Genomic DNA, 22,826 nt, shown 5'->3' with positions numbered 1-22,826 from the left:
TCATTCTCCCGCAAGGTTGGCGCCTACGAGGCGGCGTCGAGCACCACGAGGCTGACGACGGTCAGCAGCCGGCTCCCGAAGAAGGTCACGTCGGGTACCGCCAAGCGCAGCACGCGGTCTCGGCGTTGATCGAGCGGCGCCGCGAGCAGCGCGACGACGCTACCCCGCCAGAGAACGGCGGGCGCGAAGCAGACGAGCAAGAGCCTGCGCTGCTCGGGGCCGGCGAGGGCGCCGGTGAGCGAGAGCCCCGCCGCGGCGGCGAGCCAGAGCAAGGCCGCGGCGAGGCTGCTGCCCCTGCGCCCGAGCAGCGCGGCGAGCGTCTTGAGGCCCGCCCTCCGCTCTTCGGCGGCGTCGACGGCGCTCTCGGAGAGGAACACCGCGTACTCGGACAGCGAGACGAAGAAGAAGGCCGGGCCCCACGCGGCCAGCGCGCGCGCGCCGCCCGAGGTGTGCAGGCCAAGGCCCGCGCCCCAGAGGGCGAAGTAGCTGACCAGGCAGGTCAGAAGGTGCCCCCACCAGTACGCCTTCAAGCGCCTGGCGGCCGCGGTGCCGGGTGACAGGTAATTGTAGGAGTAAAGCACCGTAAGCGCGAGAAACGCGCCGAGCCCGAGGCCGGCCAAGGCGCGCCCCCGGGCCAGCAGCCAGCCGATACCGGCCGCGCTCGCCAAGAGCTCGGCCGCCAGGGCGCGGACGGTGAAGGTGCGGCTCACCGACAGCCAGCGGTAGAGCTCGGGCTTGGCGCTCGCGTCGAGCTCGGCGTCGGTGAGGACGTTGACGTGGGTCATGAACGCGGAGCTCGCGAGCAACGTGAGCAGCGCGACGGCGGCGGCGCCGGCGTCGACGGGCGCGGGCGAGACCAGCATGCCGCCGAAGAGGAGAAGGGTGAGCGGCAGGTTTTTCTTCCAACGCGCCGCGCGCCACAGCCCGAGAAAGGCAGGGGGCGGGCGCGCGGCGCTCGTGGGGCGCGAAACGGTAATGGAAGGCGGCGAATGGAGCGAGGATGTCGGCATGGTGGTCCTGCCAGGCGCGCGGCGGCGGGCTGGGCTTTGTGCAATGGCCGTTCGGAACGCCGACGAAGTCGGGGTCGTCGCGCCCGAACGGTCGAAGCCGGTTTTGCTCGTAAGGTCGTTAGGATCCGGTCCAAAATAACTTTTGTGCGCGGCCCATCGCACTTCGCCGGCCCCGCCGGCCGAGGCCTCAGGCGAACGAGAGGCGGTTCAGCGCGTCGAAGTACCGCCACATGGCGCGCATCATCTCTTCGGCCGCGCCCCAGAATTGGCGCAGCCGCTCGGGGTCTTGGGGCAGGTGGCGGGGCACCTCGTAGATGCCCTGGACGTGCTCGAGCTCGACGACGTCGTGGCACTGCGACCAGCGCATGGCCCCCTCCGACAGCCCGAGCCGCCCCATCACCTGGCTGATATGAACGGTGATGTCCGAAGCGATGATCTCGGTGCCGACGTAGGCGCCGAGGCTCTGGTCGACGTCGTCCGAGCCGAGGCACTGCTTCAGCTCTTGAATCAGCCGCTTCTGCGGCTCGCGCATGAACTCCATCGCCGCGCCGTCGGCCCAAGCCTCGAGCCCCTTGACCATGTCGCGGTACAGGTTGGGGTGGCCGTCGTCGGTGAACTTGCCCCGGCCGAGCTCGTCGTGCACCTGGCTCACGAGAATGCTGACCACGGGCTTGTTGGTGTCCCACAGCCGGTGCGCCAGCAGAGTGAGGTAGCGGCCCAGCACCTCGCTGAACTCGAAGCCGAGCTGCAACATCGTGCGCAAGAACCGAGGGTCTTTGGCGTCGGCGCGCTGAAAGAACGGGTGGTGGCGCATCATCAGATGCCCGAGCCGCGGCTCAACCTCACTGACCACGGCGCCCGGCCGCGGCTCGATGTTCGTCGCAAGTTCCATGGTTCACTCCGTGACGTTCGAAGCGCGTCGCCGAGGCCGCCCGGCCGGCGCGCGGTGCCCCCGCGCGCCGGGGCGCCCTCGCGCGGGCCGAGCCCACGACGGCGCACCACGGCCGCCGAGCGCGACGGCCTTGTCCCCCCACGAGGCGCTCTCGGCGACCTCGTGCGACGAGCTTGCCTGCCGCGGCCCCGGCGGTCGATTGGTTATTTTCGCCAGACCCTGTGCGCCGGTGCACGGGGGGTCACGAGCGCCTCTCGCTTTCGATGGAGGCTTATGCGCGGCGCCTGCCGCGGCTGACATCGCATGCCGCCTTCTTCATCGCTCGCTCCCCGAGGACGCCGCCTTTACGTGCAGCAGGACGCGAGCCGAACCCGCGCTCGACCCGGCGCCGCCCCGATCGAGGTGGTCGGCGGATGCCGCACCTGCAGGACCGCGGGCGCACCGTCGACCTGCGCGTGACATCAGGGCCCAGGTGAGCAGCTTCGCGCGCCGCGCGGGAGCTCTGGCCTCGCGCCGCACGGCCTCGCGCCGCAACCTGGGTCGGTTCAAGGATGTCGGGGGCGAATCGCCACGCTACTGTTTCCGGCGACCGTTCGCCCTCGAACGGTTGTTCTGGCGGATCCCCTGGGATCTCGGAGGGGCATGACGGCGGATCGTCCCCCCTCGGGAGGCGTGGGCCCACCCCGGGCCCTGGGGAGCTCGCCGTGACCGAGCCGTCGCAATCGACGACGGAGATGACGCCGCGCCCGCGACCGCGGAGTTCACGAAGGGACCCGCCGGCCGGCGCGGGTGATCATCCGATCAAGCCGATCGATCCGTTCGATCCATCCCTCCGCGCGCTCCAGCCACCACGTCCAGGCCTCGGAGGGTAGCCGCGGGGGGCGGAGCGTGCGTGGTGTGGCGCGCGGCGCCCCGGCCGCGGCTGCTTGACTGCGCGACCGAGGTTCGAGAGAATCTCAACAGGTATGTATTCAGCCCTCTTTCGGAACGTGCTCGTCGAACCGCCCGGGCCGGACCTGCACGCCGGGTGGTGTGGCAGGGGACGCGAGGGATCGCCTCGGGCCCCTGTGCCGATTCTGGGGTCCCTTCGATCGGCGGGTTTGGAGGATCAAGATGGCTGACGATCGAGCTCTCGCGTCCTTCTTAGACACTTCTCCTGCGCCCGTGGCCGAGCCAGAGCCGAGCGAGGCCCTGCGCGGCGCGCTCACGTTCGGCACCTACCGAGTCAGTGGCGAGACGGCCGCGCGCTTGGTGACGAGCGCGCTCGAAGCGGGGGTGCGCAGCGTCGACACGGCCCACCTGTACAAGAACGAGCCGGCCGTATTCGCTGCGGTGCGCGCCTTCGAAGCCGCGCATCCCGAGCTGCCGCAGATTCGTGTTTGTACGAAGATCTTCAAGCATCTGCTGTTCGATCAAACGTTGCGTGCGGTCGAAGGCTCTGTCGTGCGGCTCGGTCGCGCGCTCGATTTGGTGCTGCTGCATCGCCCGCTGCCCGCCGCGATGTGGCGCGCGCTCGATGCCGCGGTCGCACGCGGACTGGTGAATGAAATCGGGATTTCGAACTATTCCGCTGCGCGTTTGAAGGAGCTGCTGATGCTCTGCGACGGCGTGACAGGCGAGCCTTGCCGTCGCCCCGCGGTGAATCAAGTGGAGCTCCACCCCTTTGTCGGACCCGTGCAGCCACTCTTGGCGCTGTGCCGCGCGGAGGGGATCCGCGTGCAAGGACACACGGTGCTTGCGCGCGGGCAATTCCTCGAGTTTCCGCCGCTCGTGCGCCTCGCGCGGTCGCTCGGGGTTTCGACCGCGGTGGTCATGCTGCGTTGGGCACAACAGCTCGGTGCCGAAGTCGTGTTTCACACGACCCAGGCGCAACATCTGCGTGAGGTGATCGACGCGACGCGCGCCGCCGAGCCGGTGCTCAGCGCGCTTCAGCTGGCCGAGATCAGCGGCTACTATGGTTTCGAAACGCGTCGCTTCTTTCCGGAGGCGGCCACACCCTCGCTCGACGCCGAGCTCGGCGAGGTGACCGACACCGGGACCTACGTCGAACGGGTGGCGACGCGCTTGGCCGAAGATCGCCGTGCCCTCGAAGCCGGGCTGCCCGTGTCCGACCTGGCGCTGAACCTGCCCGCGAACTCCAATCGCCAGCTCTCGACGGACCCCGTGGCCAACCAGCTCGCGCTGCGTCTCTTCCCAGTCGAGGGCGACAAGACCGCGGTATCCAGCTATGGGCGTTTTCGCGATCTCGTGCGCAAGCTGCGTTCGCGCGCGCAAGCACAAAAAGAAGCACAACTCAAAAGCAGGACACCGATCTGCTCGCTCAAGCCGGGTCACCCGGCACTTCGTCCGCTGCGTTTCGTCGACGGCGAGCCGGTGTCCATGGCCGTGGCCTATCCCGAAGCCATGCCGGTAGAGGTCGCGCCCGCGCACGAGCTCGCCCCCTTCTTCGACTTTCTGCGGGATCCGGAGCGCCTCGGCTCCTCGCCGCCGGATCTCGGCGAGGCACCGCTCATCTTCCAGCGCGGCGCTTACTACGCGGACGAACGCATGGACCTGTGCAAGCAGGTCGTGGGGCCCGCTCACATCGCCGCGCTGTGCGAAGCCGTGGAGCGACCGTTCAGCGCGGCGCACGCGCCGCGCTGGGGCCGGGTGCGGCACTTCCTGCTCGGAAATAACATCGCGTGCCAGGGCGCGGGCGATGAAGGGGCGCGTGCGTTCGCGCGTCTGATGTCCAATCCCGAGGTGACGATCGAGACCTGGTACCTCGCAGGCAATTGCATCGACGCGGAGGACATGGGCATCATTGCCCAAGCGCTCGAAGACAATCGCCATGCGCGCGCGTTGTGGTTGAAGCGCAATCCGCTCGGCGCGGGAGGCGCAGCGCATCTCGGCCGTTTGTTGGCCAAGAACAGCACCCTGTCGCTCCTCGACGTGCACAACACGGGTCTATTCGACGAGGGCATCGAAGCCTTGGCGGACGCCTTCGAAGCCGCAGGTGGCGTTCTGCATCTCCGCCACCTGTACGCTGCTGCCAATGCGTTCTCACCGCGCAGCATCGCCGCGCTGCGCCGTCTGTTCAGCAGACAGCTGCCAGAACCGAGCTCGCTCGTGTCGCTGTCATTGTCTCTCAATCGCTTGGGCAACCCGGGCTGCGATGCGTTCGTCGACCTGCTCGAGACCGGTGCGCTCGCCCGCCTCGAACGCCTGGATCTCGGCTCGATCGGCCTCGATCGATTGGATTCGACGCGGCTCGTGGACGGACTCATCGCCCACTGTCCGAAGCTTCGCAGCCTGAACCTGGGCACGTACCTGAGCACGCGCGACCTGGGCGAAAAGACCAATCTGCTTCGGCCGGAGGTCAGCGCGCTCGTTCGCTTGCTTCGCGAGCACCCGACGCTCGAGCTGCTCGACGTTTCGATCTGCGGCTTACCCCAGGCCTCCATCGACGAGCTCGTCGCTGCCTGCGGCGCTCACCAATCGCTCCACGGCGTTGGCGGCCATGCGCTTCATCATACGGAGCGCGAACGGCGCTTCTTGAAGCACCCCGAGCGCGTGCTGCACATCGACTCGATCTATCGGGGACGGGCGTAAACCTGGCGGCCGCGGCGGTGCGCGTCGCGGGATCCACGAGCCACGGGCCCGGGCGGTGCCCAGGGCGCGGTGGTGTCGTACCCGTGACGGTAGAAGACGTCGCTCACGGATCCCGCGCGCACCGGACCCCGATGCCGGCTGCGCGGTTCGTCGGAACCCGATGATCGCGGGTGGAGAGGAGCAGCGCCTCCGGGACGCTGCGCCAGCCGCCGCCGCGCATCACCCGCTCCGTCCCGCCCGTCGTTACGGAGCAGTCCACGCAGTCGGGCGTATAATCCGCGTGCCAGTCCAGCGCCCACTCCCACACGCCCCCCGCCAGATCCGCTTGCTTGAACAGCCCGTCTCCCTGCGGTGACCTCGATCCGACCGGAAGGACGTCCTCGATCACGCACCCCGCCGCATCGCTACCATTGCAGGCATAGACGGCGTGGTCCGGATCGATGGCCACATCGTCCGGCGAGGCGGACCACGGATATGGACGCTGCTCGGCGCCGCCGGCCGCCGCGTAGCCCAGCTCCGCGTCTGTCGGCAGCCGGCCGCCGTCCCACGCGCAGAACGCAAACGCCAGGTGCCAGCTCACGCAGTTCATCGCCAGGCGCTCGTTCGCGCCGGGCTCATCCGTCCACACCCACGCCGTGCCCTCCGAATCGCAGAGCAGCCCTTCCAGGAGCTTCGCTCTGTCCGCCGGCAGATGTTCGTCCCACGTCGCGTACCACCCGCTGCCCGCGATCCTCGGGTGAGCGCCCGCGTCCACGGCGGGCCGGCTCCCGGGATACGCGTCCACGAACGCGCGGAACCGCCCCAGCGTGACCTCGAACCGATCCAGCAGGAAGTCGCTCACGGTGGCCGGGAAAGCCGGGTCGTTGCTCCGGTTGAACGTGCCGCCGGTCACCAGCTCGCTCGCACAGCAGCTCTCGTCTTCCGCCGGCCCGCACGTCGCAGGCAGCCCGACGCAGCGACTGCCGGTTTCCACGCTGCCGCCACCACCACCACGGCCGCCGCCGCCGTCGGCGCCGCCGCCGCCGCCGCCACCGCTGCCGCCGTGCTCCTCTACTGGATGGTAGGGCTTGTCCAGCCCGACGATCGTCGTGCACCCGACGCCCGGCAGGCACAGCGCCACCCAGGACCACCGCGCAGATCGCTTCCTCATGCTCGTATCTCTGTTATCGAGGCGAGAGCCAGGAATCAATAGAGCGCTGCTGGATGGTCGGAGGGGCATCCTCGTGTGACGCGCGCGGGCGCGGCTCGGCCGCAGGACGCGCGAGGTGGATCAAGGGCCGACATCCACGGCCTCGAGGCCGTAGCGCCCGAATGAGCAGAGCGCGCGGTCGCCGGAGAGATGCCCTGAGGGGTGTTCCACGAACGAGTTGACGATGCGCGCCGAGGACCGTAGCTTTCGCCGCCCAAATGGCACCAAGCGGTTATCTCGAGCGAATCCTGCGCGCCCGCGTCTACGACGTGGCCCAGGAGAGCCCCCTGGAGGATGCGCCGCGGCTCTCCGCGCGCCTGGGCAACCGCGTGCTGATCAAGCGCGAGGACCTGCAGCCCGTCTTCTCCTTCAAGCTGCGCGGCGCTTACAACAAGATCTCCTCGCTGAGCGCGGCCGAGAAGGGGCGCGGCGTGATCGCCGCCTCGGCGGGCAACCACGCGCAGGGGGTGGCCCTCGCCGCCCAGCGGCTCGGCATCCGCGCCTGCATTGTGATGCCGACCACGACTCCCCGGATCAAGGTCGACGCCGTGCGCGCGCTCGGCGCGGAGATCGAGCTGATCGGGGATTCTTACGATGAAGCCTACGCCCATGCCAAGACGCTCGAAGCGAGCGAGGGGCTGACCTTCGTGCACCCGTACGACGACCCGGACGTGATCGCGGGTCAGGGCACCATTGCCCTGGAGATCATGCGCCAGCATCGCGGGTCGCTGGACGCCATCTTCGTGCCCGTGGGCGGCGGCGGGCTGATCGCCGGTATCGGCGCGTATATCAAGCATCTGTACCCCGAGATCGACCTCAGCATGGACGAGATGGCCAAGTTGCACGTGCGCTACATGGTCGGCGGGCGCGCCCCGACAGCGAACGAGCGGCTCCTACGTTTCGAGGTCCCGGAGCGCCCCGGGGCGCTGATGCAGTTCCTCACGCACATCGGCGGGCGCTGGAACATCAGCCTGTTCCACTACCGCAACCACGGGGCCGCGTTCGGGCGAGTCCTCGCCGCCTTGCAGGTCCCGGAGCCGGAATACGACGAGTTCGACCGTTTTCTCACCGACCTCGGTTATCCATTCATCGAAGAAACGAAGAATGCGGCCTATCATCTCTTCTTGAGATGATGAAACACCAGCACTCGCCGGTGGGGATGTACGTCACGTCCGTCACCCAGACTTGGTTGGGCGCTTGGTGGGCGTGCTCAGGTGAGCGTCGACTCTAATCCTGGCGGGACGATTCCGCGGCGGCGAACCGTCGCGATCCGGTGCTTTGCCCCGAATTTCAGGGAGGCGTGACGACGGATCGCTGCCCGTCGGAGGGGTTGGGCCCAACCCGGGCCCAACCGGCGAGCCTCGATCCTGGGAAGCTCGCGTCGGCCGGCGCGTCGCCTCGGGCCCGGAGATCCGCGGAAACCGAGCTGTCTTGGCCTTGGCCGGCACTGTCGGAGATGGCGGCCGATGTGGCACAAGACAGCTGTTCGCGCCCGATCGAGTGAACGAGCTGAGCCCTTGGGTCGCCGCGTCTCCGACGCCTGCTCTCCGTGTTCACGGAGACCAAGCCCCGGGCCGACCGAACATCCAGTACGACACGCCATCGAGGACGAACAGGATCCGGAGATCGATTCACGTTGCCGATATCGTGGAGGCTCGGCCAGCGCGAGCGGCGGCGCGTCAGCGCGACAGGTCGAGCTCGAAGAGCGGGAGCAGCCGGCCAGGGATGCTGGCAGAGCCCTTCTCGCCCACGCGCCGCGCGCCGCAGGCCTCGTAGAATCGCCCGGCGTTCGGATCGCCCTGGATCACGAGGACGCGGTACCCGCGTCGCCGCGCTTCGTCGCGCGCGTGCGCCAGGAGCGCGCGGCCATGACCGCGCCCGATCTCCTCCGGCTCGACGAAGAGGTGGCCGAGCTCCACCCGGGTCGAGCTCAGGGCCTCGAGCGTGTAAAACCCGAGCGCCTCGTCTCCGCGCACCAGGACGAAGGTCGGATGCCGCGCCACGTACGCCGGCGAGATCGAGAGCTCCGCGCGGCACGCCTCCATGAACTCGCGCGTGTAGCCCCAGTGCGCCTTGGAACGGAGGGCGAGCGCGCCGAGGAGCTCAGCCTCCTCGGGGCGAGCGGCCCGGATCACGGGGACCTCAGGCAGGCGAGCCGACCGGGCGCGCCGGGGACGGCGGCGCGCCGGTCTCCGCCGGGCGGTGTCTGCTGGCGCAAGGGCATGGCTTCGGCATTCTAGCGACGGGCTCCCGACCTCGCGATGTGCTGCGAGCGGAAGAGCTCTCCGCGCGACGGCGTCTGCAACCGGCCCCGTCGGGTGATAAGAGAACGTCATGGGGTTCGATGTGCCTTTGATCCGAGAAGCACGGCCGGAGGACGCGCCGCTGCTCGCGGCAGCCGAGCGCGCGATCGCGAGCGTTCCGGGGAAGCTCGCCTCGATGCCCGACGAAATCGTCGACGACGACCTTCGAAAGAAGATCGTCGAGCTCGACGATCGCTGCGGCGGCACCTATCTCGTCGCCGAACACGCGGGCACGGTCGTCGGGCATGCGTTCTTGGAACCGCTCTCACTTGCCGCGACGTCGCACGTCGTCAGGCTGATGATCGCCGTTCACGAAGGCCATCAACGCCAAGGCGTTGGCAGAGCCCTCATGAACTCGCTCTTGCGCTGGGCGCGGTCGAACCCGCGCGTTGAAAAAGTCGAGCTTCAGGTGCGCTCGTCGAACGAGCCCGCGATCGCGCTTTATCGATCGCTCGGGTTCGTCGAAGAGGGGCGTAAGACGAGGCGGCTGAAGATCGGTCCGAACGAGTATCTCGACGACGTTTACATGGCTCTGTGGGTTGGTCCGTAAAGCGCGAACCTTGCGCGCTCTCTAGAACGATACTCTTGCGTTCTGGCTTGTATGGGAGGTGCCGGCCACTGCGAATCGCCAACGTTGACGTTGCGTGGTTCTGAGTGCGGCGATGCAACTACCAGTCCCGCGCCGGTCGGCCCGACCGCGCGCGAGAGGTGCGGCAGGAAGTAGCCCGTGCCGGCCCCGAGATCGGCGACGCGCATGCCGGGGGCGAGCCGCATGGCGGCGATGACCTCCGCGGGCTTCTGCCTGGCGTCGCGCTCGGGGCCCTCGAACGCGGGAACCCAGTCGTCGGCCCGCTCGAAGCGGTGCACGAGCGGTCCTCCGCCGTGGGCGTGCCCGCCATGCCCTCCGTGGTGGCCGGCGTTGCCGCCGTGGCGGCCGGCGTGCCCGCCGTGAGCGCCGGCATGACCGGCTGGACCGGCGCCGTGCTGCCCGTGCGCGGGGGCCTGGTCAGGGGAGGCGGCGTCGGGCGTGGCGCTGCAACTGCTGAGGAGCGCGGTGAGGGCGGCGCAGGAGGCGGCGGGGAAGGCGGCGGTGCATCGCTCCCTACCAAGAACCGCGGGCCGGAGTCCCCTGCGGGGCGCTGTCGCGCAAGTTGCGCAAGCTCTCGCCCATTTGAGCAAGCCCCTGCCCGATCCGGACCGCCCGGGGACCGCGGAGAGGCGTGAACCCCGCAAGAGCCGCGTGGCCCGACTCCTGCCAAGGGAACCACGCCTCCGCAACACGGCGACGGACCCCCGATGGCGCGTCGCCGAGGCCTCCTCGACACGGCGATCGCCGCGTCGAGCAACGCGTCGATCCTTCGCTTCGACGCTGCGGATGTCGCCGCCGCGGAGGGAAGTGCTCGTGCATTGCAACCGCCTCGCCGGGAACGGCGCGGCCCCATGGAGAGACATCATGAACGTTCAGCGTCGTATCAACAATCATCGATTCGCCTCCGCGCTCTGGCTCGCGCTCTCGATGGCCCCGTTCGCCGCGGGCTGTCAGGTGGAGGTGGCCGACGAGGCCGTCGAGCCGATCGCCTCCGAGGCGCAGGAGGCGAGGGCAGGCGGCACCATCTCGGTGGCCCTCTGCGGCGGCCTGCTCGGCCTCACCTGCAAGCCCGGCTTCTTCTGTGATTACGAGATCGATGCCATGTGTGGCGCGGGCGATCAGTGGGGCGCCTGCACGCCCATCCCGAAGATGTGCACGAAGGAGTACGACCCTGTCTGCGGCTGCGACGGCAAGACGTACGGCAACGAGTGCGCGGCGAACGCGGCGGGCGTGTCGGTGGCGTCGCTCGGCGCGTGCGGGGCTCCCGAGGAGCAGGCGTGCGGCGGCATCGCCGGCCTCGCGTGCGAGCGCGGGTTCTTCTGCGACTACGGCCCGGAGACCCAGTGCGGCGCGGGCGATCAGACGGGCACCTGCGAGCGCATCCCGGAGGCGTGCCTGGACGTGTACGACCCGGTCTGCGGCTGCGACGGGAAGACGTATGGCAACGCCTGTTACGCGAACGCGGCGGGCGTGTCGGTTGCGTCGTCCGGCGAGTGCGGGGATGTCGGGGAGCAGGCGTGTGGCGGCATCGCCGGCCTCGCGTGCGAGCGCGGGTTCTTCTGCGACTACAGCCCGGAGGCCCAGTGCGGCGCGGGCGATCAGATGGGCACGTGCGAGCCCACCCCGCAGGCCTGCCTCCATGTGTACGCCCCGGTCTGCGGCTGCGACGGGCGGACGTACAGCAACGCCTGCACCGCGAACGCGGCGGGGGTGTCGGTGGCGTCGCGCGGCGCCTGCGACGCGCGCCTGTGAGAGGGCGCTTTGGACACCCTCTGCCATACCGGCGGTGGAGCGGATGATCCGATCGACGCACAGCAGGGCGTCGGCCCCTCGATGCCCCTGAATCGAGGGGCCGACTGCGCCTCGCACCGCGCTGAAGGAGGCGCGAAACCGCCTCCCACGTGCGCACTCTTCAGCAAGTACGCTATACGCCCATCGGGCAGGAGCTCGATTCGATCGAGTGCGAAGGCCGGGCGGGAGCAGTACCGCACGAGCCTCTCGCGCGCGGGTCGTCGACCGCCGTCATCCGCTGCGATGCGCACCGCGCAATGCACGTCGAACTCCAGAATCAGGCGAACCAGGGCGCACCGCCGAACGAGCTCGTGGATCTGGTGGGCCGCACCACGCCGGGCATCGACAATCCGAGCCCCGAATTGTTGATACAGCGTCGCTTTTTCTCGAGGGATGCGGATCGCGTGAGGTTCTCTATGTCAACCAGCGCGTGCATCGTGGCCGTACGGTGATGCCGCGGGCCCTTCACCGCGGGCGACGCGGCGGTGCAGGGCGCTCCGTTGGGCCACACCGAAGCCACCCGCGGCGGCGTAAAAGGCGGAAACTATTAAAATCGCTGCTGTTTTCGGCGACCGCTCGCCATCGAGCGGCTTTCTGGCGGGATGATTTCGCGGGGGCGAACCGGTGCGATCCGTCGCTTCCCTGGGGATATGGGGGGAGCGTGACGACGGATCGCACCCCCTCGGCAGGCATGGGCTCAACCCGGGCCCAAGCGTCAAGCCTCGGGCCTGGGGAGCTCGCGTCGGCCGACGCGTCGCCTCGGGCCCTCGTGGTTGCCTCGCTCGCCGGCCCCCTGAACCGCGCCGTCGCCCTTGGGGATGAGGAGGCGGCGCGGATCGTTCACGAGGCGAAAGGGAGGCTGCTCGGCCTGGTGCCAGCACCGGAGGGGAGAGAAAGGTCGCGCCGACGGTAGCACGCCGCATTGACGAGGCGCCCGGATAGGACAGGTGCGGAGATCCGCGGAAACCGAACTGTCTTGGCCTTGGCCGGCACTGTCGGAGATGGCGGCCGATGTGGCACAGGACAGCTATCCAGCGAGCTCCGACGCCACGAGCACGGGGACGTCCGGCGGGGGCGGCGGCTTGCCCGCTTGCGATGATGGGCAGACCTTCTGCTCCGGATTCTGCGCGGACACGAGCTCCGGCATCGCCCACGCATCGTGAGCGAGCTGATCGAGTCGGCACCACTCATGGCGTGTCTGTCGGATCGCGAGCGGCTTCTCCGCTCGATGCTGCGCCGCGCGACCGGGCAATGTGCTCTTGTCTTTGTTGAGCTCCTCGTGACGGTGAGCGACTGGTCCACGAGGACGTCGTCGCCGAGCTCGACCCAGTTCGGGTGTGCGTAGAAGTCCTGCACCGCGTGAAGCGAACGGGAAAGGGCCAGGCGACACCTCGCCACGCGCGTCCGCGCAGGGCGCGTGTTGGTCGAGGCTCCTTCCGGGCGAGTTTGCGGTGCAGGACCGTGGTTATCGGCTTGGCCTGTCCAGGCCGCACGGCACCACCATCACTGCGTCATGAACCGTCCGCGCGACGCGGGCGAGGTCAGCGCTCTCTCCGCCACGCGGACGGAGCCCACTGCACTGCCACGCGACATTCGCTTGCTGGCCTTGCGGACGCTGGGTAGAAGTTGCGGATGCTGGCGGCGGCCTGCGGCCGCCAGGCCTGATCCGCCGGCGCCTTACCAGCCTGCCAGCCGGGGGACGAGCACCCGGATGCTGACGCCGGCGATGAGCAGGCAGCCGGCCAGAAACAGCATGGGGGCGAGCTGGCTGCCGGTCGCGTCGTAGATGCGCGGCACCACGTTCTGGGCCACGAAGCCGCCGAGGTTGCCCACCGAGTTGATGGCGGCGATGCCAGCGGCGGCGTGCGGGCCCGCGAGGAGCTTCTGGGGCACGCTCCAGAACACCGGCTGGCCGGCGAAGATGGCGGCGGCGGCGACGCACAGCAGGGCGAACTTGGGCGCTGCGCCCGGCACGACCACGCTCAGCACCAGGGTGACGGCGCCGAGCAGCATGGGGCCGGAGATGTGCCAGGCGCTGACGCCGTTGCGGGCGGCATGGCGCGGCACCCACCAGAGCGCCAAGGCGACGAAGACCCAGGGGATGACGTTGATGAAGCCGTTCTGGATGTTCGAGGCGCCGAAGCCCTTCACGAGGGTGGGCAGCCAGTAGCTGAGGCCGTAAGCGCCGAGCGGCAAGCCGACATACAGGCCGGCGAGCGCGATCACTCGTATGTCCAGCAAGGCCCGCCAGGGGGAGCCTTCCGCCTGTTGGCGGGGCTCCGCGGCGAGGGTCCTGGCGAGCCAGGCCTTCTGGTCGGGGGTGAGGAAGCGGGCCTGCTCGGGGTGGCTCGGCAGGCGCCAGAGGACGTAGGGCGCGAGCAGGACGGCGGGAGCGCCGGTGGCCACGAACACCCACTGCCAGCCAGCCAGTCCCAGGAGGCCGTCGAGATCGAGCAGCGCGCCGCCGACGACCGAGCCCACCGCGTTGGCCACGGCGCTGGCCATCATGAAGGCGCCGATCATGCGGGCGCGGTGCGCATGCGGGTACCAGAGGGTCAGGACGTAGAGCACGCCCGGGAAGAAGCCGGCCTCCGCCACGCCCAGCAGGAAGCGCAGGACGAAGAACATGGCCGGGCTCTGGGTGAACCCCAGCGCGATGGTGACGAGGCCCCAGGTGCCCATGATCCGGCTGAACCAGACCCCGGCGCCGACGCGGACGAGGATCAGGTTGGCCGGCGCCTCGAACAGGAAGTAGCCGAGGAAGAACAGCGAGGCGCCGAGGCCGTATGCGGCTTCGGTGAGGCCCAGGGCGCCCACCATCTCCAGCTTGGCATAGGAGACGTTCTGCCGGTCGATGTACGCGATCAGGTACATCAGGCAGAAGAGCGGCATCAGGCCACGGGTGATCCGCTTCAGGGTCGCGGCGCCGATGTCCGGGGTCGCGACGCCCATGTCCGGGGCCGCGGGGCCCATGTCCGGGGCTGCGCCCCCTGCGTGCTGCATGCCATCCTCCAATCCTCTCGATAGGCCAAGAAATCCAAACTCGATCCGAAAGTCAAGTTCCTCTCGTAGCGGCCGTCCAATCGTACAGCCACGCTGCATGCGATGGTTGACATGCGCTTGGCTGTGGGTTGCCGTGTCGCCGCTCCGCGGAGCGGCTACTCCTGCGGAACAGCCATCTAAGCGGATAGGCAACCATAGAGCTCTCGCGCGTCTCAAGCGCCGCGGGAACGACGCCTGGCGAGCCGTCGTTGCGAACAACTCCCCTTCGAGCAGCCGCCCCCAGTGCAAGACCGAGATCAGGGTCGGCTCGACTCGCACCGTGGGCTCGGCATGCGCGAGCGACCTCGCTGAGAGCGCCGGCGGAGCGCACGGCGACGCGGGCGCGGGCGATGCGGGCGCGGGCGCGGCGGGCAGAGGCGCGTGCCCCGCGCACGGCTCAGACTTCGCGGCGCGGGCCGGAGGTTTGGGTGTCACGCGAGAGCGCCACGACGAGCGAGGCGCGAACACGCCATGGTATCTCACAAGCGGGATCTTCGGCTGCAAATCAGCTTCACCGCTGATCATCCAGACCTGGCGGGATTGGGCTGGCGTGCGCGTCGGCTCAAAGGTCAGGCCGCCGGGAAATATCGACTTGAAGACCTCGCGGAGATCGACCGCTCCGGCTACTCCTTCAGGCGGAACCCTAGCTTGTCCAGTACCTGCTGGCCGAGTTGCGCGTTTTGTGGGGATTGCGCGAGGTGAGCCGCTAGTCCGGCGATTGTCAGCCGGCCGCGTCGGATGGAGTCGAGAATTCTCTCGTATTGCTCGACGGCGGCTCTCATGAGTCTTCTCGCCGAGCCCTCGGCGATCAGCTGGCTCAACGCTTGGCGCGCCGATCCGTCGTGTTCGATCTCGATCGCACACAGCGTAACTTCGTCCGTTCCATCAAAGACGATCAGTCGCTTGTCGAAGTTGCCGCCGTTCTCTCGGTCGCGCGTGAGGTAGTCGACGTCCTCTCCGGGGATCCAGCGAACCGAGGCCAGTCGTATGTGGAACTGGTTGTATACTTTGGGATCTAGCTTGCCTTTCGGCGAAAACTGAGAGTAGTTGATCTGCTCACTGTCGCTGGCGATCGTGATCGCCTTGTTTTCGACGATCTCTCTGCGCCTGTTGAGCGTCTGGCGGACCAACAGGACTTCGAATTGCACATTTGAAAATTCCACCGCCACGGGCGAGAGCATCTCCAGTACGCGATTTGCGGAATCGCCGGAGACCATGGTCTCGCAAAAGCCAATTCTAACCGATTTACCATTGTACAAGCCTATGTAGCGGCGCAGCGCGGCTCGTACGTTCTCCGCGATCGTTCCTCGATCTAATTCGTGTTGCCTGGTGGCCCACTCTCGCCACTTCGATATCTTGAAGAACTGCGGGGGATGCGCGACATCGAAAAGCATGCGATTCTCGATGTGGTCGGACAGCAGGGCGCCGCCGCGTTCGATGCTGAACACGGCGACGCACGATCTGGCGTACGGGATCAAGGATCGAACCGCGGTCGTCATCTCGTCGAGGAACGGGAGATATAGGTATCCCTTGTTGCGGTTGAAGCCTTGGTCCTTGCCCCGCATCTCTTCGATCGCCTTGGCGCGTTGTCTATCGTCTTGCGTATTCAGGACCTTGTTGATGACCAGATAGTTGGCCAGACAGCTCTCGTAGTTCCCAGCGTGTGTCACCGGCAGGAACCTGGCGGTGAGCCTCACGCGCACGAGCCTGTGTATTTGCCTTTGCCTCGGCTTGGGCAGCCTCAACCCGAGGCTGCTGGATTCGCTGTATACGAGGCCGATCATGGACTCGCTCAGCGAGCCTGCGCCGGCCTGGCGATACATACCGCGCAAGAATGCGATAGCTCGACTGGCGTCCTGATTGAACATCCGGAGCGCCTCTCTGGCGATGATCAGGTTGTCACGGAATCCGCCCCGGTTCCGGATCAGCCCCAGTATGAGAGAGAGCTGGCGGTCCCGGGGGTTTCCCGAGGGGGGAGCGACGAGCGCTCTCGCCAGCTGGATCGCACCCGAGGATTTCGATCCCTCCGCCGCCCATCGCCCCATCAGCTCCGCCTCCGCTTCCAGCGCTGGATCCGTGGCCGGATGCGGAGCGGGCTTCATCTGGGCTGCCGCCGGGTGCGGCGGCCTGGCGTCAACGTTCCCGAACGTCGGCTTCGCCTGCGCCACGGTCGCCGGGTGCGGCGGCCTGACGGCCGCGTTCCCGAACGTCGGCTTCGCCTGCGCCACGGTCGCCGGGTGCGGCGGCCTGACGGCCGCGTTCCCGAACGTCGGCTTCGCCTGCGCCACGGTCGCCGGGTGCGGCGGCTTCGGAGCCACCAGCTCCAACGCCTGCGTCGGCTGCGCCACCGTCGCTGGATGGGGAGGCTTCACCACGGTCGCCGGGTTGGGCTCGTCTGGCCTCTTCGGGGGAGTCGGCGGCATGGTCCTCCTGTGCCCCCCATGCTGCTGCACGCGCGCCAGACGGGCCAAGTTCGCCTGCCGTGCTGGCGAAATAGCCGTTTGCCTGTGCTCGGGCTGGGCGGCGGCGAAGTACCTGGTCGCGCCGGGGCCTACCGGCCTCTCCGGCGCGCCATCGGGCCCCGCTCCCAATCTGGACGCGTGTGTAGTATGGCGGTAGCCGCGGGGCCTGATGGGACACGCTTACTTGCTAAAGTTGCTCGGCATTTCTGGATGGCACGACCACGTCGTGGTTGTGGCATTAGGTTAACTGGAGGGCGAGGCAATGTGGTCGTGGACCAGCCGAACCCGTTTGCGAAGCGGATAGGAAACCATAGAGCTCTCGCCCGTGTCAGGCCCCGCGGGAACGGCGCCGGGCGACCCGTCTATCGCGCATCAAACACCCGCTCGCCCCGTCGCAGGGAGCGCGCGCCGTGCATTGGGTGCAGCTCTGGCTCGACGACCGCGACGTGCGTTCGCCATGACGGGCTCGGGCCGGGTGCCCACCTACGCCGCGTCGAACCCGAACGCCATCGGTTCCCACGTTGGATCGCGCGCGGGTGCTGCCGTTCGGGGCTGCGAGGTCAAGTTCAGGTGATCGAGGATGCGGCGCATCACCCGTGCCCCGCGCACGGCTCAGACTTCGCGGCGCGGGCCGGAGGTTTGGGTGTCACGAGAGAGCGCCACGACGAGCGAGGCGCGAACACGCCATGGTATCTCACAAGCGGGATCTTCGGCGGAGGAATCAAAGCCGCGAGCCGGGCCATGAACTCCATTGGACTGATGACGCGGTGAGTGCGTCCCCGCCGAGGTGTCTTCAGCAAGTACGCTATACGCCCATCGGGCAGGGGCTCGATTCAGATCCCGGCCGTCTGGCAGAGGACCACCCGCCACCCGTCGGGGTCCTCGAAGGTGAACCCTTTGTCGCGCCAGTAGGGGTTCTCGGGCTCAACCAGGTGGTGCCCCAGCGCCTCCAGCCTGCCGCGCACCTGCTCGAGTTCGACAGGATCGGGGACGTAGAGCACGAGGAGATTGTCGCGCGAAGGCGCCGGGCACGCGCTGCCTGCCTCGTGCTGGGTGAACTCGAGGTGGTACTCGCAGCCCGACAGGCCCAGCACGACCCCGTCGTAGCCGGCGTGTCCCTCGAACGCGCAGAGGCGCGGCAAGCCGAGGCCCTGCTCGTAAAACGCGACGACCTCCTTGAGACGCCGGCCGACACGCGCAGGTCTTTTCCCACGAGCCGTGATGCGCGACCAGGCGCCGCCCAACACAGAATTGGACCTGACGGCGCTTCGCGCCGCAGGTCAATTCAACGTTGGGCTGGCAGAGTGCGGGCACGCAGGCACGATCCCGAAACAGGCGGCAGCGCATCGAGGGGCCCGACAACAGGGCGGCGAGCGAAGGAGAATCCCGCGGCGCTGCGCCGCCAGGCCAGGCGCCGACCCCGATCGGTGATGCCGCGGGCCCTTCACCGCGGGCGACGCGACGGCGGAGGGCGCCCCGTTGGGCCACACCAGAGCCGCCCTCGGCGGCGAAACAGGCGGAAGCCATGAGAATCGCTGCTGTTTCCAGCGACCGCTCGTCATCGACCGGTTTCTCTGGCGGGATTTCTGAGCCGCGGTACCCGTCTCGAGGTGGGCATAGCTGCCTGACACCGGGCAGCTGTGCCCTCGTCGAGACTAGGGCCGAGCGGCGCCCGGCGCGGCGCCCTCGGCTCCTCGCTCCGCTTCACGCGCCGCCTCGGCGTACTCGCGCCGGAGCAGCGGGTCGAGCTCGAAGGCGCGCCCCAGCGAGGCCTGGGCCTCTCGCGCTTCCTGGCGGCGCGCCCTCGCGTCGGCCGCCCCGCGCGCCCGCGAGAGCAGGAGCCCGCCGCGCACGGCGTGGGCGTGCGCGAGGAGCGGATCGCGACGCAGCGCCTGCTCGACGTGCTTCAGCCCCTCGTCGGCGGCGCCGCGGGCCTCGGCCGGCGACGACGCCCGCGCGAGGTGCCAGCAGGCGCGCGCGAGCTCGACGTGGCCCTCGGCGTGGGGGTAGATCTCGATGGCCCGCCGCGCGTCGTCGCGCGCCCTCCGCAGCGCGGGCAGGGGTGAACGCCCTCTCTGCCGCGCCCATTGCGCCTCGACCGCGCCGAGCTGCGCGCCGGCGAGCAGGCAGCCGAGGCAGCTCGGCTCTGCCCGGTAGGCCTCGGCCAGCGCGGCCCGCCCGGCCTCGAGATCGTCGCTCGGGTCTCCGCCCGAGCGCAGGGCGTGGAGCGCGGCCAGGCGGTGGCCCTCGGCGCGGTAGGACGAGGTCCGCCCCGCGGCGGGGTTGATGGCGCGCGATCGGTCGAGGTGGACGAATGCGCGCTCGATCGGCGGGCGCGGGTCGGCGCCGCGCGCGGCGAGGTGCTGCGCCAGGGTCAGCTCGGCCACCGCGGCCTGGTTGAGCGCCTGGTAGAACTGGGCGTCGAGCGCGAGGGCCCGGCGCCCGATCTCGAGCGCCCTCTGCACCGTGTCCTGCGGGTCGAACCCGTGCGCGAGGTCGTACGAGGCCCAGTCGTTGTAGAGGTCGCCGAGGTTCCAGTAGGGAAAGAGGTATTTCGGATCGCTCTCGATCGCCTGGCGATAGGAGCGCGCGGCCTCGGCGTACTCGGGGCGCGGGTCCTGGCCCTTGTCGCGCCGGTGGTTGCCCTTCCAGCGGTGGACGTTCGCGAGATCGTTGAGCGCCCAGGGGTAGTTGGGCTCCAGCTCGAGGGCCCGCGTCAGCTGGACGTGGGCCTCGTCCCAGGCAGGGCCCGGGTCGAGGCCGGCGCGCGCCTGCTCGAACCCCCGCGTGAAGTGGGCCAGCCCCGCGGCGTCGTGCGCGTACACGTCGCTCGGGTCGAGCGCGATGGCGCGCGCGGCGGTGGCGAGCCACTCCTCGAGGATGGGCTCGGGCTCGAGGCCGCCGCCTTCGTCCTTCATGAGCTGATACCAGCTCATCAGGACCTGGGCCCTCCGGGTGTGGCCCGAAGCGCGCCCCGGCGCCGCCCGCACCGCCTTGCCCGAGGCATCGAGGGCGCGCTCGAGCGCTTCTTTGCGGGGCCTGCCCTGCCGCTCGTCGACCTCGGCCCGCTTCAGCCAGGCCACGGCGAGCGCCTCGTACGCCAGCGCGTCGCTGCGCCCCACCTCGAGCGCCTCGTCATACCGCGCGACCGCCCGCTCGAGATCGGCGCGCGCGCCGTCGTAATCCCCTCGATCGAAGCGATCGACCGCCTGCGCGTGGGCGATGTCGCCGGCGAGGCGGAAGGCCTCGTACGACCAGGGCGCCTCGCGGCCGGCGAGCTCCGCGGCGCGCGCGGCGGCGTCGTGGTCGCGGCGATAGAGGGCGATGAGCCCCTCGAGGTGGTGGGGCGACTCGAGCCCGAGCCCGCGGCTCTTCTCGAGCGCGGCGAGCGCGGGCAGGAGGTACTGCTCCTCGAGCGCGCGCCGCCGCCCGGCCACCCACGCGACGCCGCCGCTGCGCCGGGCGTCCTCGATGGCGCGGCGGTACAGCTCGCCGAGCGCGCGCCCGAGCGCGTGGTGGAGCTCGGGCGAGTCGACCCCGAGCGCACGGGCGCGCTCGAGCTGCTCGCGCGCCTCGTCGAACTCGAGCAGGGCCAGGTGCCCGCGCCCGAGCGCGTAGCGCGCGAGCCCCGCGCCGGCGCCGCCCGTCTCGACGTGGCGGGCCGCGATGCGCGCCATGCGCTCGCGGACGCGGGCCTGCTCGCGGCCGGTGTCGTGCAGCGGCAGGCCGTAGGCGACGCGCAAGAACCACTCGATCTCCTTGACCTCCTGTCCGATCTCCTCGCCGAGCCTCGCCCGCTCGGCCGCCTCGGCCCGGGCGCGCCGCGCCTCGAGCTGCGAGCGCAGGCCGAGGGCGCCGAGCGCCGCGATGAGCGCGAGCGAGAGGGCCGAGACGGCCACGAGCGCGCGGTGCTTGCGCGCGAGCCGCTTCAGCCGGAAGGACAGGCGGGGGCGCCGGCCGAGGATCGGCTCGCCGTCGAGGAAGCGCCCGAGGTCCTCGCCGAGGGCCCTCGCCGTGGGGTAGCGCTGCTCGGGCTCCTTGTGGAGGCACTTGAGGGTGATGGTCTCGAGGTCGGCGGGCAGCTCGGGCGCGAGCGCGCGCGGGGGTCGGGGCTCTTCGTGCAGCACCTTGAGGAGCGTTGCGGCGGGCGTGGCGCCCTCGAACGGCGCTGCGCCGCAGAGGAGCTGGTGGAGCGTGGCGCCGAGGCCATAGACGTCCGAGCGCTGGTCGGCGCCGTGCACCTGGCCGCGCGCCTGCTCGGGCGCCATGTACGCGGGCGTGCCCAGGAGCGCCCCGGTCTCGGTGAGGCTCTGCTCGCCGCCGGCCTCGTAGGCGAGGCCGAAATCGACGACCACCGGGTGGAAGCTCCCGTCCTCGACCCGCTCGATCAGGATGTTCGAGGGCTTCAGATCGCGGTGCACGATGCCGAGCCTGTGCGCCTCGTGCACCGCCTCGGCCACCGCGCGCATCGCCCGCACCTTGGCGGGAAGCGACATCTCGCTCGCCGCCTCGTCGAACCTCCGGCCGCGCACGAGCTGCATCGCGATGTACGCTTTGCCCGCGACCTCGCCGACCTCGTAGACCTTGCAGACGTTCGGGTGGTCGATGCGCGCCTGGGCGCGGGCCTCCTGCAAGAGGCGCAGGGCGCGGTCGGGGTCGGCCCCGCGAATGAACTTGAGCGCGACCGCTCGGCCCAGGCGCTTGTCGCGCGCCTCGACCACCTCCCCCATGCCGCCCCGCCCGAGCGGCCGGACGAGCTCGTAACGGCTCCACGCAGCGACGGGAACCCCGGCCGCTCCGGCCGCGGCGCCGCGCGTGGGCGCGCCCCCTTCCGTTTCGGTGTCAGACGCGTGCGCCTCTTCGGCCGGAGGGAGGGGCCGAGTCGGCGCCGAGGCGTCTGCCGGCGGCATCGTCATCGACGCCGGGTCGCTCGTCTGCGCCGGGCCCGCGGCAAGCGGGCCGGGGCGCTCCGGCGGGAGCGTGGGGTCTTCTTCCGGCGCCGGCATGGTTGAAGCGCTGACAGGGTGGCACAGCCAGGCGGGCGGCGAAACGTGTCCATGGGGGCCAGGCCGATGGCGCTCTGCGGGAGGCTCCTCCGCTCGCGTGTTCGGCGCGGCCCAACTCATCACGTCGCCCTGGGGGGGGTGGACACCACACCAAGGGACGCTCGGATCTAGTCAAGTGGATCTACCCGTGGTGCTGGACGGCGCGATGAGGGCGAGGAGGATGATAGGCGCGAGTCGCCGACGCGGGTTTCCGGCACATCGTGGACAAAGTAACCGAACGGCTCAAAATTCCCCTCCAGAAGTACCGCACCGACCTCGTCCAGACTACCGGAGATGATCTCATTATGGTTGGCATCCCATGCGGCGAAACGACCGTCCGGCCCCTCCCTCAGGAACGCGACTCCACCGGCAAAAGGCGATGCTTTCCGCAGCCAGAGCTGGTACCACCTTCGTTCGCCAAGGATACTATCAACACAATCAATAAACTCCGAAATCTTCGCATCGTCGTTGCGATAGGGCGCAAGGAGAAGACGGACATATTCTCGTTTTTCGGGAAGCGCAGCCGTTCGGAGATAATCTTGATCCGACAACGCTCGGTTGACCGCGAGTTCCCACGCTGGGTGCCGCGGCGACAACGATCGCCAGGAGTCGTCGTCCCACTGCGGAATATCCCTGAGGGCTGCCGTTAGACGCTCCGCGATTGTCGCCAGAATCGCGCTAGCAGAGAGATCTTGATCGTAGGAGAGCAATGGAAGCTTGGCTTCATTCACTGCCCTGTGAAGAACGATGACCTCGGTGGGGTCGGACACAGCAAACAGATCTTTCATAATCCTCAACACGGATCGGAGCCAGCGAACGTAATGTCGACATGCCGCCCGAAGCGGAGGGTGCCTCGATGGATCAGTTCATCGACATTCTTTCCTGCCTCGAAGGACACGCCAGGTTTTGGCT

The 22,826-nt window shown here is 69.2% G+C and carries 15 protein-coding genes; 5 read left to right on the top strand and 10 right to left on the bottom strand.

The window, feature by feature from the left end; genetic code table 11:
* Nucleotides 1-23: 23 nt before the first annotated feature.
* Both WME95_RS49745 and WME95_RS49740 read right to left on the bottom strand, forming a co-directional pair.
* Nucleotides 24-1,010, bottom strand: a complete 987-nt coding sequence (locus WME95_RS49745) for a UbiA family prenyltransferase (RefSeq protein ID WP_437906180.1) — start codon at nt 1,008-1,010, stop codon at nt 24-26.
* Nucleotides 1,011-1,197: 187 nt separating this feature from the next.
* Nucleotides 1,198-1,902 (bottom strand): iron-containing redox enzyme family protein, encoded by a 705-nt coding sequence (locus tag WME95_RS49740; RefSeq protein WP_437906178.1) that lies wholly within the window; start codon nt 1,900-1,902, stop codon nt 1,198-1,200.
* A gap of 1,113 nt (nt 1,903-3,015) precedes the next feature.
* On the opposite strand from WME95_RS49740, the gene WME95_RS49735 reads away from it, so the two are divergent.
* Entirely contained in the window at nt 3,016-5,493 is a 2,478-nt protein-coding gene (locus WME95_RS49735) for an aldo/keto reductase (protein WP_437906176.1), read from the top strand.
* Nucleotides 5,494-5,596: 103 nt separating this feature from the next.
* Here the strand turns inward: WME95_RS49735 and WME95_RS49730 are convergent, their stop codons facing one another.
* Nucleotides 5,597-6,643 carry a formylglycine-generating enzyme family protein gene (locus WME95_RS49730; RefSeq protein ID WP_437906174.1) on the bottom strand — a complete coding sequence of 349 codons (1,047 nt, stop codon included), beginning with the start codon at nt 6,641-6,643 and terminating at the stop codon, nt 5,597-5,599.
* Nucleotides 6,644-6,900: 257 nt separating this feature from the next.
* On the opposite strand from WME95_RS49730, the gene WME95_RS49725 reads away from it, so the two are divergent.
* Nucleotides 6,901-7,815, top strand: a complete 915-nt coding sequence (locus WME95_RS49725; RefSeq protein WP_437906172.1) for a pyridoxal-phosphate dependent enzyme — start codon at nt 6,901-6,903, stop codon at nt 7,813-7,815.
* A gap of 546 nt (nt 7,816-8,361) precedes the next feature.
* Here the strand turns inward: WME95_RS49725 and WME95_RS49720 are convergent.
* Nucleotides 8,362-8,817, bottom strand: a complete 456-nt coding sequence (locus WME95_RS49720) for a GNAT family N-acetyltransferase (protein ID WP_437548022.1) — start codon at nt 8,815-8,817, stop codon at nt 8,362-8,364.
* 199 nt (nt 8,818-9,016) lie between these two features.
* On the opposite strand from WME95_RS49720, the gene WME95_RS49715 reads away from it, so the two are divergent.
* The 3 genes from WME95_RS49715 to WME95_RS49705 all read left to right on the top strand — a co-directional run bounded on the left by WME95_RS49715 (nt 9,017) and on the right by WME95_RS49705 (nt 11,817).
* Complete coding sequence (locus WME95_RS49715) at nt 9,017-9,535, top strand: N-acetyltransferase family protein (RefSeq protein WP_437906170.1); 519 nt, start codon at nt 9,017-9,019, stop codon at nt 9,533-9,535.
* Between the two features lie 903 nt (nt 9,536-10,438).
* The gene (locus tag WME95_RS49710) at nt 10,439-11,326 is read left to right on the top strand and encodes a Kazal-type serine protease inhibitor family protein (protein ID WP_437906168.1); all 888 of its coding nucleotides are present in this window, start codon (nt 10,439-10,441) and stop codon (nt 11,324-11,326) included.
* 149 nt (nt 11,327-11,475) lie between these two features.
* Nucleotides 11,476-11,817 (top strand): hypothetical protein, encoded by a 342-nt coding sequence (locus WME95_RS49705; RefSeq protein WP_437906166.1) that lies wholly within the window; start codon nt 11,476-11,478, stop codon nt 11,815-11,817.
* Nucleotides 11,818-13,042: 1,225 nt separating this feature from the next.
* Here WME95_RS49705 and WME95_RS49700 read toward each other — a convergent pair.
* From WME95_RS49700 to WME95_RS49675, 6 genes are all read right to left on the bottom strand, one after another.
* A complete protein-coding gene (locus WME95_RS49700) occupies nt 13,043-14,317 on the bottom strand; it encodes an MFS transporter (protein WP_437911118.1) in 1,275 nt (424 codons plus the stop codon).
* 713 nt (nt 14,318-15,030) lie between these two features.
* On the bottom strand, nt 15,031-16,782 hold the full coding sequence (locus WME95_RS49695) for a hypothetical protein (RefSeq protein ID WP_437906164.1): 1,752 nt from the start codon (nt 16,780-16,782) through the stop codon (nt 15,031-15,033).
* A gap of 677 nt (nt 16,783-17,459) precedes the next feature.
* Entirely contained in the window at nt 17,460-17,678 is a 219-nt protein-coding gene (locus WME95_RS49690; protein ID WP_437911117.1) for a transposase, read from the bottom strand.
* Nucleotides 17,679-17,702: 24 nt separating this feature from the next.
* The gene (locus WME95_RS49685) at nt 17,703-18,116 is read right to left on the bottom strand and encodes a VOC family protein (protein WP_437906162.1); all 414 of its coding nucleotides are present in this window, start codon (nt 18,114-18,116) and stop codon (nt 17,703-17,705) included.
* A 408-nt stretch (nt 18,117-18,524) separates the two neighbouring features.
* Nucleotides 18,525-21,875: a protein kinase domain-containing protein gene (locus WME95_RS49680; protein ID WP_437906160.1), complete on the bottom strand. Its 3,351-nt coding sequence runs from the start codon at nt 21,873-21,875 to the stop codon at nt 18,525-18,527.
* 167 nt (nt 21,876-22,042) lie between these two features.
* A complete protein-coding gene (locus WME95_RS49675; protein ID WP_437906158.1) occupies nt 22,043-22,702 on the bottom strand; it encodes a hypothetical protein in 660 nt (219 codons plus the stop codon).
* Between the last annotated feature and the right edge of the window lie 124 nt (nt 22,703-22,826).

Origin of the sequence: Sorangium sp. So ce327 (genome assembly GCF_051530205.1) — a bacterium.
Taxonomy (GTDB): domain Bacteria; phylum Myxococcota_A; class Polyangia; order Polyangiales; family Polyangiaceae; genus Sorangium; species Sorangium cellulosum_B.
The sequence above is the reverse complement of the archived record's forward strand: the minus strand, read 5'-3'. Positions and strand labels throughout refer to the sequence as shown.